Here is a 12128-nt window from a genome sequence, read left to right on the forward strand (position 1 = left end):
TCGGCAGGAGCGGGGCGAGGAGTTCCCACTCCGGATCGGTGAGTTCAAATCGAGCGGTCATAGCGTCCCGATAAACAACCGGGACGCTATGCATCATCCCGCTTCATGATCCAAGAGACAGGCCCTAATACGACAGCCCAGGTTCGTTATGTAGATGTTGGTTGATGGATGGTGTGGCCGCGACGGCGGTAGTGGCTGGTGCGGGCGCGGGCTTGGTGTCGGCGGCGCCAGTTCGACCAGTGCAGGCGGTGGCTGATGGTGTGGGTGGTGTTGGTGATCATCAGTTTGAAGAGGTGCCGGATTTCGTTGAACGTCAACGGGATCAGTGTCTGATCGGTGTGCCGGTCACGTTCGCGGGCGGCGATGACGGTGAGGATGGCGTGGGCGAGCATCACGAGGGTGATGTGTCGGTACCAGGAGTTCCAGCGGCGGACCTGGGGCTCGTTCAGGCCGATGGTCTTGCCGGTCTGGAAGCAGGTTTCCACGTTCCAGCGGGTGCCGGCGACCCGGACCAGGGCGCGGAGCGGGACCGGCTGTGGTGACCAGCAGCGGTAGAACGCCAGCTCGCTGTCGCTGGTCCGGCGGCGTACCAGCAGGCTGTGACAGCCGCCGGTCTCACCGTCGGGCGGGGTGATGGCGATCCACGCCCAGTCGTAGGTCCGTTCGCCTTTTGACCCGGCCCCGGCGGACCGGCGCTGCCAGGCTCGGGTCGGCAGCGCGGCGGTGAGCCGGTCGGTGCGGACCGGGCCGTCGACCGGGCGGGCGGTGACCCGGTGGCTCTTGGCCACGGCCAGGACATAGCCGACACTGCGGGCCTGCAGGTCGCGGCGCAGGTGTTGATCGCCGCCGTAGAACTCGTCCGCGGTGCACCACGCCGCTGGCACGCCCGCGTCGAGGGCCCGGGCGGGCATCCGCCGGCCCAGGGTGATCTTCGTCGCGAACCGCACCTGCTCGGGCACGCCCGCCGCCGCGCATCGGGCGTCATCGTCGGTCCAGGCTTTGGGCAGGTAGACCTCCCGGTCGATCAGCGTGGACCCGCGCGGGGCGGCGTAGGCCAGATAGACCGCCACCTGAGCGTTCTCGATCCGCCTGGCGGTGCCGGTGTACTGGCGCTGGGTCGCCAGGGTGTGCCGGCCCTTCTTCAGATCACCGGTGTCGTCCAGGATCAGCACCCCGCCCGGGTCGCCGAGCGCGGCGACGGCGTAGCCGCGCACGTCATCGCGGACCCGGTCGGCGTCCCAGACCATCTCACCCAGCAGCCGCTGCATCGCATGCGGCGAAACGTCTCCGGCGTGTTCCGCCAACTGCCAGCACGACCGGGTGTCCACATCGGACAACAAACCGAGCAGGAACAAACGCGCTTGCCGACGCGGCTCCACCCGACCGAACCGGCCCGCGATCGCGGCGAACCCGGTGTCGAACTCAGCCAGCCACTGCCTGACGGCTACGCTGTGCCCAGCGGCCGCCGCACGATCTTCGATTGTCTCCACCAGTCATCGATGATCATCCGGCGGTCGTCAGCATGCCCTCCGGCACGCCGACCAGCCCCAGCGCCACCAGCCCATCGTCAGACATCTACATAACGAACCTGGGCTGGGGTACCAGACCGCACGCGGAGGAGATCCGGTGACAGCGCAGGCCCTCGGGCGCCTCAAGGATGCACTGGCATTGGTGCAAAGCGATGTCTTTGCGTCAGGTCTCTCGTTCAGGCTTGCCGTTCGGAGCGTGGGCTCCTTCAGAGAACGTTCCATCTATCACGTGACCCTGGAAGACGGCAGGTTCTACGGCGGGGTGAGCGGTCTTGAAGGGGAAACGGAGGAGGACGCGCTGGCCGAAGTTGCCGAAGATGTCCAAGACCTGTTCGCCGAGGTGCTGAACATCGCATGGCCCGACTGTGCAGTGCACAACCGTGGACTGCACATGCTCTGCCCGGCCGGCTCGTCACCGGCATGGTGGTGCTATTTCGGGGAGGGTCACCTGGTGGCACCCGTCGGGGAGCTGTCGGCATTGAACCCTTCCTGAGTTGACTCGGTGGCCGTCCGTCAAGGGCGGGCGGCCATCGACCCGAAGGCCGAGGGCCGATCCCGGGTTGCAGCGTCGAGCGTGATGACGAAGACGAATCCGCCGGCCGGATTAGTACCCCAGCCCAGGTTCGTTTATGTAGATGTCTGACGATGGGCTGGTGGCGCTGGGGCTGGTCGGCGTGTCGGAGGGCAGGGGCTTGGCGCTCGATGCGACTACCGACCCCAGGTCCGACTTACCCTGCTGCCCGGCCGTCGGATCACCGCTGAACGCATGACGCGATGCAGATCCGGATCTCGTCACAGCGCATTTAGGCGCAAGAGCGGCAGCACACTCACGGTTGGTCGCATCAGCCGCCACGCTACCGTACCGGTGCGAGCGCTACCCCGCTGTCGGACCTCATGGCCGAGCATGCAGATACGAGCGGCCCGGGAACCTACGACCAGTTCCTCGCACTGTTCCGAGACTCGGTCATCGGCATCGTCGGCATCGGGACGTGACGCATGACGAGCAAGGCCAGACTGTCACAAGCTCGGGCTTCGCCGCCGGTCGAACGACACTCACGGCGATGGAAAGCCACGTATCCTCGCCTTCGCCGACCCTGACGCGGCGTCACAGCGCCGGGGTCACAGTGCAACGCCGGCATACCCGGCCGAGCACTGCTGCAGATGGCGGCAGCCGACCCCGACGTATGGGCGTGCTTGTCAACAGTGCGACCCGCCCGATCAGTCTCGTCATCAGCAAGGCGACTGCCGGGGACGGTGAGGCCGAGCATGTCGATCAGCCAGCCCGGTCCGCCGGTGGTGTTTCGTGTGAGGAGGAGGGCGCCGAGTTCGGCGTGGGTGGCGGGGCTGGCGCGACGGAAGAACTCCTCGCAGATCTGCAGGAGGAGTTGCAGCTGGCCGTGATCGTGCGGAACGTCTCCGGTGACGATCGGTGGCCTTGGGTCAGCCGTTCGCGGCGGCGTGCTCGGCGGCGTGCTTCGACCTCGCTGGCGGCGCCACAGCGCGGTAGACGGCCGAGAGTCATCGGTGGATCCGGGACGGCACCGCCATGGCTGGTGCCGTCCCGGATTTCAGGTCGGCCGGCGGACTCAGTGGGCTGCCGCAACCCGCTGGGGTCTGGCCTGCAGGGCGATCCGCTGGAAGACCTCGGCCTGGGTCGGGTAGCAGTGCACCGTGTCGGCGAGTGCTTCCAGCGTCAGCCGGTTCGTGATCGCCAGCGTCAGCTCGCTGATCATCTCGCCGGCGTGTGTTGCCACGAGGGTTGCGCCGGCGATCTCGCCGCTGCCGCTGCGGGTGTGGATCGCCCCGAAACCCTCGTCCTCGCCGTCGATGAAGGCCCGCTCCACCTTGGTCAGGTCGAGCCGGTACGTGTCGATGGCGACGCCCTCGTCGCGGGCCCGGCGTGGGGTCAGGCCCACCTCGGCCACCTCGGGGTCGGTGTAGGTGCAGTGGGGAATCACGAGGTCCCGGGCCGGGCGATGTGCTGCGTCCAGGGCGTTGGCGATGCAGAGCCGCGCAGTCGCGTTGGCTGCGTGCGTGTACTTCAGCGGGAAGGTCGCATCTCCGGCGGCATAGATGTCGGGGTTGGCGGTGCGCAGGTACGCATCCACCGCCACGCCATCCCCGGCGTCGTGGACCCCGGCCGCGTCCAGGTTCAGATGCTCGACGTTCGCCTTGCGGCCGGTGGCGAGCAGCAGGGCATCGTACGGCAGCTCGCGTGTCCCGCCGGGGCCGAGCGCCAGCAGCCGGCCAGCGCCTGCCCGTACCGCCGTAAATCCCAGATGCAGCCGAATCCCTTCCTGCTCGAACCGGCGGCGGATCAGCTCGCCGGCCTCCGGCTCGTCCTGGGACAGCAGGGTCGTGGGGTGGCTGACCAGGTCCACCTCGCTGCCGAGGCGGCGGAAGGCCTGGGCGAGCTCGCACGCCTGCGGGCCGCTGCCGATAACGACCAACCGGGAGGGCTGCTCGGTCAGGGCGAAGACGGTCTCGTTGGTCAGGTACTCGCCGGTCCGCAGGCCGTCGATGGCGGGCACCACGGGCTCCGATCCGGTGGCGATCACCGCCTTGCGGAACCGCAGCGGCCGGCCGTCGACCTCCACGGCGTTCGGGGCGGTGAAGCGGGTGTGGCCGAGGTAGACCTCCACCCCCGCCTCCTCGGCCATCTGGACTGCGTCGCCGGCGCTGCTCATGGAGCGCATCCGGCGGACCCGCTCCATGACCGCGCCGAAATCGGTTCGGGGCGGGGCGTCGAGCCGGAATCCGAGCTCGGCTCCGCGGCCCGCATCGTGAACCGCGCGTGCGCACCGGATCAGCGCCTTGCTCGGCGTGCAGCCGAAGTTGACACAGGTGCCCCCGGTCAGCCGTTGCTCCGTCATCGCGACGCGGTGCCCGCCTGCGGCGGCCGTCGTGGCGGCGGTGAGGCCGGCCGGTCCGCCGCCGACCACCACCACGTCGTAGTCGCCACCGTCGCGGTTGACCCAGTCGGGCGGGTGACCCTGGTGGATCGTCCGCCGGTTGTGCACGTCGTCCGGGCACAGCTCGATGGTCGTCATGGCGCACCCCCGTCACGCGGGCTGTCGTACCGCGGTCCCAAGACGGTTGTCGATCAAGTACCGCCAGCGGCCGTCGGAGCCGCGGCGCGCCACATCGCTGGCCGTGCCGGCGACGTGCACGTGCCGGCCGTCGGGACCGGGGCCGTCGATCGCCCAGTCGACCACGATCTCGGCGATGTCGCCGGCCACGAACACATGGCGCGCCTTGGCCGCCAGCGGCAGGCCGAGGCTGATGTCGCGCTCGAGCTCGGCCGCGACCTCGGCGCTGTCGGTGACGGTCCGCCCGTCGTCGGCGACGAGTACCGCCCCCTCGTACAGGGTCATCAACTCGCCGACCTTGCCGGAGTTGAAACGCTCGACCAGCGCGGGGATGACGCCCTCGGGTGCCGTGGGGAGGGAAAAGGACTCGGACATCGCGATCTCCTCTCCGGGTTGGTGGAGTTGCGATGGCTCCCACGCTATCGGCGAGTGATGGGGTAACCGGAGGAGGAGGCGGGTGATGGCCGTCCTGGAGGATCACCCTCCATTTCACGAACGCATGCGGATGATCGTCTTCCCGCGAAGCCGCTCGGTCGGGTTGAGGACGGCGACGGCATCGTCGAGGGTCACAATGGTGCCGATGTTGGTGCGCAGCCGTCCGTCCCGCACCCGGCGGACGATCTCACCGAGTTGCGCGCGATCGGACTCGACGACGAAGTCGATCGCCAAGCCGCCGGCGGGCCGCGCCTCGGCCGGCCCGACGACGGTCACCAGGACTCCTCCGGCGCGGATCAGGCCCGCGGAGCGGCGCTGAATGTCGCCGCCGATGACGTCGAAGACCAAGTCGACGCCGCCGACGTCCTCCAACGGCGCCTCACCAGCCACCGTCATGTTCATGAACGCGAACACACTGTCATCGGCAGTTCAGAAGCCTCGGCGCGCTGCAGGACCCAATCACCCACCGTTACGAGTAGCGATGGGACGCCGCGCACCAATGGCGGCATGACAGCGCGCGGTATCAGCACCTGCGCACCTGGTCAGAGGCGGCAGCTCTGATGATCTACGATGGTCGGTGTGCCGGTTCGCCCAGTGGCGCTCCCGCGGCAGGTAGACCGACGGCTGCGGTCACTGGCGACCATGGAGCTCGTCAACATCCCGCTGCAGGCCGGGTTGTGGTTCGGCTTGGTCGACCTGCCGGTCACGGTACCGAATCTGGTCGGCTTCAGCGTGTTCGCCCTGCTGCTGGTGGAGGGAGCCGGCTATTGGGCGGCAAAGCTTCACCAGCTCCGCGGTCGCGCTCGCGGTCTGCCGGGCGAGCGCGCGTTCCGCGCAGCGCTGGCCGTCAACCCGATGTTGCTGGCCGCCGGTCTCGCGGTCACGGGGTATGCCACAGCCACCGATCCGGGTCGTGGGACCTGGCCGGGGCTCGTGTTCGCGGCATTCGCGGCTCTGGAGCACGTCAACTACTTCAACATGCAGCTCATGCACGACACGTTCGCTGATCTGCGGCGGCTGCGCTCTGCGGGCCTGCGTCGGTCCCACCTCGCCCGCGACCTGGGGCGAGCCCGGCGCACATCTTCTGGACGATCGCCTGGCACCTGATTCGCGCGACCATCCGCAAGCGCGCGTAACCCGCGCGAAGCCCGGTCTCGGCCCGGAGGACTCGGTCGCTCATCCAGCGGGTCCATCTGCGACTGCGCCTCCCGTCGAAAGTCGTCAAGTGCCGCTGGATGCGTCGAGACAGACCATGTATCGAGACTCGGCAGCGGGCCTCGACTCCATGATTGAGTGCACTGAAATCGGCATGTGTGCGCGCCTGATCATGGTCGGTAGGGTTCCCCGAATGGCGCGTCGCGGATCCCCGGAGCCGCCCGATCCGCTGCGGCGGTGCGCGCGAACCGCCAGCGTCGTCTCGGCGTTCACAGCGGCATGCGGCAGTGAGCGCGGTTGAGTTGGTCCTGGCCATGCCCGCGGGCGGCTACGTAGCCGTCGGGCCGGACGAGGAGCCACCCGCCATCTTCGAGGCCGAGCGTGTCGGAGGCGGGCCTGCCGACGGCGCACGTCTGCGCCAGGCTCGGTAGTGAGAGTTCCTGACCGCCGGTGGTCTGGTCTGCGGTGACCAGCAGCCAGCTCGGGCCGCGCAGCGCGTCGAACAGCTTCCGCCAGCCGGCGGTGTCCGCCTCGGGGTGGCGGACCTGCACCACGCGCTCCCCGGGGGCGGGCCCGGGCCGGAGCGTGTCGGTGTCCGGTACCGTCAGCGGGCTCGTCCGGTAGGCGATGCCGAGGCCCGACATCGCCCCGAAGAGGCTCCGGTTCAGTGCCTGGAAGATCGGGGGCCATGCATTGGCCACCTCGAACACGGCGGGCAGGTGCTCGTCGATCACGGCGTTGCGCAGCTCCACGAGCTCCGTCGCCGTCCGCGTCGAGCGGAGCAGGGCCTTCCCGACCGGCACCCGCTCGGCGCTGTAGGTGTCCAGCAGGCTCGGGCCGGCCAGGCCGCGGATCACCGCGGCGAGCTTCCAGGCCAGGTTGAAGGCGTCCTGCACGCCGGTGTTCAGGCCCTGTCCGCTCGCCGGGCTGTGCACGTGCGCGGCGTCGCCGGCCAGGAAGCAACGGGCGGACTGCATGACAGGCGCCGCGCGCTGCTGGATGGTGAACACCGACACCCAGGTCGGGCGCTCCACTCGCGCCTCGGTCCCCAGACCGCGGCTGAGCTTCCTGGCGAACCGCTCGGCGACCGCGTCGTCATCGCCCCCGTAGTCGACGTCGACAGTGTCGAGCAGGCGCCAGCGGCGCTCGCCGACCAACGGAAACAGCATCATGGACGCGCCGTCCGCCCGGATCCAACGGATCCGGTCGTGCTCGACCGGCCGCGCAAAGTCGATCTCCGCGTCCGCGATCAGCCAGGTTTCGGTGGACTCGCCCTTCAGCACTACGCCCAGCTGCTCCCGGACCGTGCTGTGCCCGCCGTCGCAGCCGACCAGCCACGGCGCCGTCGTCTCCTCCACCCGGCCGTCGTGATCCAGCGTCGCGCGTACCGTCCCGGCGTCCTGTTCGACGCCGGTCAGCCGGACACCCCACTCCACGCGACCGCCGAGCCGCTCGACCGCCGAGCGCAGCAGCCGCTCGGTGATGGCCTGGTCGAGCAGCCACATCCGGTTGAAGCGCGTGGCGTGCCCGGTGAACGACGGGTCCATCGAGGCCAACTGCCGGCCGTCGGCGTCGAAGGCGATCCTCTGCCCTGCACCGCGCGGGCGTTGAACTCCTCGTAGAGCCCCAGCTGGTCCAGGATCTCGATGGTGCGCGGATGGATCACGGCGGCCCGGCTCGTCGTGGCCGGGCCGGATGCGGCGTCGACCAGCCGCACGGCGATCCCGCGGCGCAGCAGCTCGTGTGCGGCCATCAGGCCGACCGGACCGGCGCCGATTATCAGCGCGTCCGCCTCGTCGGCGGCGGGCGGCCGCTGCTCCGCTTCGCGCGTCCCGGCCGGGGGCAGCGCCGTCATGACCTGGGCGACGAACCCGTGGAACTCCGCCATGAATTTCCGCAGGAACTGCTCCGTGCCGGCGTCGCCGACCTCGCCCGTCTCGCTGATCAGGCCGGGCCGGAACTGGATGTACGCCTCCGGGGCGTTCATCTGGGGGGAGTTGCAGTAGCCGAGCACGCTGCGCAGGCTCTGCTGCGCGATCGCGGTGCCGATCTTGCCCGGGGACGCGCCGATCACGGCCGACGGCTTGCGCGCGAACGAGTTGTCGCCCCAGGGCCGGCTCGCCCAGTCTATGGCGTTCTTCAGGGCGCCGGGGATCGAGCGGTTGTACTCCGGCGTGACGAACAGGACCGCGTCGACGGAGGCAATGGCCTGCTTCAACGCCCGGGCCGGGGCGGGGAAGTCGGCGTCGTAGTCGTAGCTGTACAGCGGCAGGTCGCGGATCGGAATCTCCACGAACTCCAGCTCCGGCGGGGCCAGGCGGATGAGCGCCCTGGACAGCGCACGATTGATGGAGGCGGCCGCGAGGCTGCCGACGATGTAGCCCACCTTGTACCTCGCCATACTTTGTGCTCTGCCCGCTCACGCGGCCACCACACCTGTGCGGGCACTCGTCGGCCCCGGTCAGCGCTCCACGCCGGACTGCGCCACTCCGCGGACGAAGAAGTGCTGGAAGACGACCAAGACGATAGCCATGGGGATGATGGTCAGGATCGAGCCAGCCATCATCACCGGGTAGGCGAACGTCTGGCCCCCCGCGCCGTCGCGGTCCCAGGGCCGATAGGCCAACCGGAGCGCCCAGTGGTCGGTGCTGGTACGGACCGCGTCAGCGGCACGGTGAGGACGATCGGCGGCACCGCAAGCACCGACACCACGCAGTCGAAGACGATGCCCCCGGACCGCGCCAGCCCAGCCGGGCCAGCGAGTAGCCAGCCAGGGAGTCGACGAAGGCCAAGCGCCGTCTAATTAATGCGGGAAAGCCCTGGGGATGCGCCTGTCGACGCCGCTGCGGAACTGCTCGATCTGGACCTCGATATGCCGAACCGTAGGTGTCTCCTCCAGCCGGTCCAGGTACAGGCATCTGGCTGCGAGCGCCATGAGCTCCACGGTGAAGTACATGGCCATCAGCGGGTTCACGAACAGCGTGGGCCCGGACAGGCGGCGGGTGAACCCGGTGTCTCCGGACTCGCCGCTCAGCGCCGCTGCGATCTGGCCGTTCACGATGCTCGGCCGCTGCGGTGTCGCGGCCTGCGCGGCTGCGACAGCGTCGCGATACAGGGCTGCCTCGCGGCTGTCGCTCGGGATGGACAGCGCGCCGAGATAGCCGCCGTCGCGGTCGAGCGCCGCGAGGTTTTCTAGAACCTGAACGTGGTTCACCCCATGGTAGGCGTCGATGCCGAAGCCCAGACACGTCACCAGCTTGATCGGTACATCGAGCCCGGCCACCGCTGCCAGGCTGCCGATGTCCTCGACCGGGGTGCCCAGCCCCGACTCGTCGCCGCGCAGCAGGATGTCGGTGCCGCCGTCGACCAGGACGATCGCGTCCACACCGAGCGACGAGACAAGATTGCGATAGGCGGCGCGCAGCGGCTGCACCCCAGTTCGGCGCAGCGCGTACACGGTCGACGGCAGTCGCTGCTCAGCCAGCCAGTGGGCGAGGGCCAGTTCCGGGAAGTACGAGACACGCCGTGCGACGTCCGGCGTGACGGCAGCGACGTTGGGCTCCAGCCACCGTTCGGGTGGCACCAGCGTCAACGGCCCGAAGGACAGATTGGCCAAGTGGACCTCGACACCCCGATCCCACAACGCAAACGCCAGCGGAAGCCCGGCGTACACGTCGAATCCACCCCCCGCTCCCGCCAACAGGACTCGGCGCGCCGGTTCGAGCGCCGCGAACAGCGGAGGCGTAGCAAGCGACCATCCCATAGGCAGAATTCTTGATCGCATGCGCCCGGAATGCGACCCCCTGAGTCGCTTGACTGGCGCGAGACCCGTCCACAGCTCGGCGCGCTCATCTGCCGCCGACGGTGAACGCGAGTTGACCGCGTCCGTCACGCCGCGTGATGAGGTCACGCGGCGACCGGCGCGCTGAACTGCCGATGACCGTGCATCCGATCATCGGCAGGGAAGGTGGCTCGACGGCTTTGGCGCACGGAGATCGATGGGCGCGCCGAGGTCGACCACTCCGCCGATTCTGGCGACGATGCCGGATCCAGTACATGTCGCGCTGGCGAAAATCGATGACGGTCTCCGGAGCGTGTCGCCCTGGTGGATCTCGATGTCGCCATTGCCGGATGTGTCGAGCAGGTGGGCGGCAAGGCAGCCGACACTGTTGGCGTTCGCGATGTCCTCGTTGACGCCGATCGCGGGGGCGAACATGCGGGCCGCGGCCGTTCTTGCGGTCGGCGACAGTGCGTAGGTGAAGCAGCCGAGATACCCGAGCCGGCGACACTCGGTTGCCAGCCGACCGAAGTCGGGCCGCATGGACAGCAGCGTCAGGTGATCCCGGACGGGGACGAGAAGTCGTGGCGTGCCGGGCGAGGCGACCCGTACGTCGGCGGCGATGTCCGCTCGTTGCAGGTCGAGGGCCGCGATGATGCCGCCGGCAGTGGCGTCGGCGTAGTCCGCCAGGGCGATGACGCCTTGGTCGAACCGGACTTCGATGCCGTTGTGGCGGCGGACGGCGGTCGTGGCGAAGGTGCGGCCTGCGGTGCGCAGGCTGCCGTGGAGCTCGGGGGCGCCGCTGCGGTGCAGCAGGACGGCTTGCGCGGCGATGATGCCATGGCCGCAGTTCGTGAGTTCCCCGGCGCTGGTGAAGAAGCGCACCATGGGCGCATCCGCTGTACTGGTGTCGATGAACGCGGTGTGGGACGTGCCGGTCCTACGGGCGACGGCGTGACGGTCGTCGTCGGTGAGCGTGGCGTCGTCGATCACCACCGCGGTGGGGCTGCCGCCTTCCCCATCGCGGGTGCAGGCGTTCACCACTGCCACCGGCGGGCCGGCCATCAGGCGGCCGTGACGTCGACGAAGCGGGGAGCACCGAGCTCGAGTTCGACGCGAACGGTGCGGGCGGCGAAACAGATCGCGTGGTACCACCCGCACAGCAGTGGCACGTCGAGCAGCTGCCGCTCGTCGAACAATTCCTGCGCGGACCGCCACAGTTCGTCGTCGACGTCGCACGAGTCGTGCAGGGCGTCCACCATCCGGATGAGCATGGCCACCCTTCCAGGCGATTCGGTTTCCGAAGCGCCAGGGGGCGGCGCTTCACGGGTTCAGTCCTTGCCGTCTTCGCTCAGGGCCGAGGCCCACGCGTCGGACCAGCGGGCGAGCGGGCGCAATGCCTGGCAGGCGCCCCGACCCAGATCAGTGAGCGCGTAGGCCGCGTCCGGCTGCTGGGCGACGAGCTGGGCGTCAAGGAGTTCGGTCAGCCGCTGCCGCAGGACACTGGAGGACATGTTGTCGCAGCGCTGCCGCAGCGCGCGGAACCCGACCGGCCCATGCTGCAGCTCCCAGACGACGCGCAGGTTCCAGCGACGGCCGAAGAGGTCGAGGGCGGCCATGAGGGGTCGCCCGGTGCTCGATCCGCGCACGGGCCGGCCTGGCCTGGGTGCCGTCATCGCCTGTGCCGCCCCTCTTGATGCTTCGATCTTCGATACACTAGCGTCCGGTGAGGTGATTCGATTTCCGAAGCGGCAGAGGTGGCCTTGCGAGGCGTCTACAAGGCGGTGTTGTTCGACGTCGACGGCGTGCTCGTCGATTCGTACCCCGCGTACCGCCGGATCTGGAGCCGATGGGCAGACCACCGCAACCTCGATCCAGACCTGGTCTGGTCACACACCCACGGCCGCCGGCCCGTCGACACCATTCAGGTAGTAGCACCGCACCTCGACGCCGCCGCCGAATACCGGCCGATCACGGAATTCATGGCCCGCGAAGGCGACAGCTTTCCCGTGTACGGTCACGTCCGCGCTGGTGGTGTAGGAGGCGGTCAGCGCTGATCCGTTGTGGTTGATGTTAGGCGGCGGCGAGTTGGGTGGTGTCGGTGTCGGGTTGGGTTCCCTCGGTGGTGATGACGGTCAGTCG

Annotated in this window: 14 protein-coding genes; 3 read left to right on the top strand and 11 right to left on the bottom strand. The window is 69.1% G+C overall.

Translation table 11 applies throughout. From position 1 onward, the window contains the following. Positions 1-146: 146 nt before the first annotated feature. Positions 147-1430, bottom strand: coding sequence for an IS701 family transposase (locus ABD332_RS59435; protein ID WP_344515964.1), 1284 nt, complete (start codon positions 1428-1430; stop codon positions 147-149). Between the two features lie 196 nt (positions 1431-1626). On the opposite strand from ABD332_RS59435, the gene ABD332_RS59440 reads away from it, so the two are divergent. Continuing rightward, on the top strand, positions 1627-2022 hold the full coding sequence (locus tag ABD332_RS59440) for a hypothetical protein (protein WP_344515939.1): 396 nt from the start codon (positions 1627-1629) through the stop codon (positions 2020-2022). 1093 nt (positions 2023-3115) lie between these two features. On the opposite strand, the gene ABD332_RS59445 is transcribed toward ABD332_RS59440, so the two are convergent. The 3 genes from ABD332_RS59445 to ABD332_RS59455 all read right to left on the bottom strand — a co-directional run bounded on the left by ABD332_RS59445 (position 3116) and on the right by ABD332_RS59455 (position 5455). Beyond that, complete coding sequence (locus ABD332_RS59445; RefSeq protein ID WP_344515941.1) at positions 3116-4579, bottom strand: FAD-dependent oxidoreductase; 1464 nt, start codon at positions 4577-4579, stop codon at positions 3116-3118. A 12-nt stretch (positions 4580-4591) separates the two neighbouring features. Next, complete coding sequence (locus tag ABD332_RS59450) at positions 4592-4993, bottom strand: YybH family protein (RefSeq protein ID WP_344515943.1); 402 nt, start codon at positions 4991-4993, stop codon at positions 4592-4594. Positions 4994-5107: 114 nt separating this feature from the next. Then, positions 5108-5455 (bottom strand): zinc-binding dehydrogenase, encoded by a 348-nt coding sequence (locus tag ABD332_RS59455; protein ID WP_344515945.1) that lies wholly within the window; start codon positions 5453-5455, stop codon positions 5108-5110. A 240-nt stretch (positions 5456-5695) separates the two neighbouring features. On the opposite strand from ABD332_RS59455, the gene ABD332_RS59460 reads away from it, so the two are divergent. Next, positions 5696-6160 carry a hypothetical protein gene (locus ABD332_RS59460; protein ID WP_344515947.1) on the top strand — a complete coding sequence of 155 codons (465 nt, stop codon included), beginning with the start codon at positions 5696-5698 and terminating at the stop codon, positions 6158-6160. A 317-nt stretch (positions 6161-6477) separates the two neighbouring features. Here the strand turns inward: ABD332_RS59460 and ABD332_RS59465 are convergent, their stop codons facing one another. The 7 genes from ABD332_RS59465 to ABD332_RS59495 form a co-directional block, all read right to left on the bottom strand. Continuing rightward, positions 6478-7713 carry an FAD-dependent monooxygenase gene (locus ABD332_RS59465; protein ID WP_344515966.1) on the bottom strand — a complete coding sequence of 412 codons (1236 nt, stop codon included), beginning with the start codon at positions 7711-7713 and terminating at the stop codon, positions 6478-6480. Then, positions 7623-8609 carry an FAD-dependent oxidoreductase gene (locus tag ABD332_RS59470; RefSeq protein ID WP_344515949.1) on the bottom strand — a complete coding sequence of 329 codons (987 nt, stop codon included), beginning with the start codon at positions 8607-8609 and terminating at the stop codon, positions 7623-7625. Before ABD332_RS59470 ends, ABD332_RS59465 begins: the two co-directional genes overlap by 91 nt. A gap of 60 nt (positions 8610-8669) precedes the next feature. Then, a complete protein-coding gene (locus tag ABD332_RS59475) occupies positions 8670-8834 on the bottom strand; it encodes a hypothetical protein (protein WP_344515951.1) in 165 nt (54 codons plus the stop codon). Positions 8835-9011: 177 nt separating this feature from the next. Continuing rightward, the gene (locus ABD332_RS59480) at positions 9012-9881 is read right to left on the bottom strand and encodes a DUF1152 domain-containing protein (protein WP_344515953.1); all 870 of its coding nucleotides are present in this window, start codon (positions 9879-9881) and stop codon (positions 9012-9014) included. 279 nt (positions 9882-10160) lie between these two features. Further along, positions 10161-11051, bottom strand: a complete 891-nt coding sequence (locus ABD332_RS59485; protein WP_344515955.1) for a PhzF family phenazine biosynthesis protein — start codon at positions 11049-11051, stop codon at positions 10161-10163. Further along, positions 11051-11266 (bottom strand): carboxymuconolactone decarboxylase family protein, encoded by a 216-nt coding sequence (locus ABD332_RS59490; protein WP_344515957.1) that lies wholly within the window; start codon positions 11264-11266, stop codon positions 11051-11053. Before ABD332_RS59490 ends, ABD332_RS59485 begins: the two co-directional genes overlap by 1 nt. A gap of 51 nt (positions 11267-11317) precedes the next feature. Next, positions 11318-11605 (bottom strand): winged helix-turn-helix transcriptional regulator, encoded by a 288-nt coding sequence (locus ABD332_RS59495; RefSeq protein WP_344515959.1) that lies wholly within the window; start codon positions 11603-11605, stop codon positions 11318-11320. A gap of 168 nt (positions 11606-11773) precedes the next feature. On the opposite strand from ABD332_RS59495, the gene ABD332_RS59500 reads away from it, so the two are divergent. Next, entirely contained in the window at positions 11774-12043 is a 270-nt protein-coding gene (locus ABD332_RS59500; protein ID WP_344515961.1) for an HAD family hydrolase, read from the top strand. Positions 12044-12128 lie beyond the last annotated feature (85 nt).

Source organism: Dactylosporangium maewongense (assembly GCF_039531485.1).
Lineage (GTDB): Bacteria > Actinomycetota > Actinomycetes > Mycobacteriales > Micromonosporaceae > Dactylosporangium > Dactylosporangium maewongense.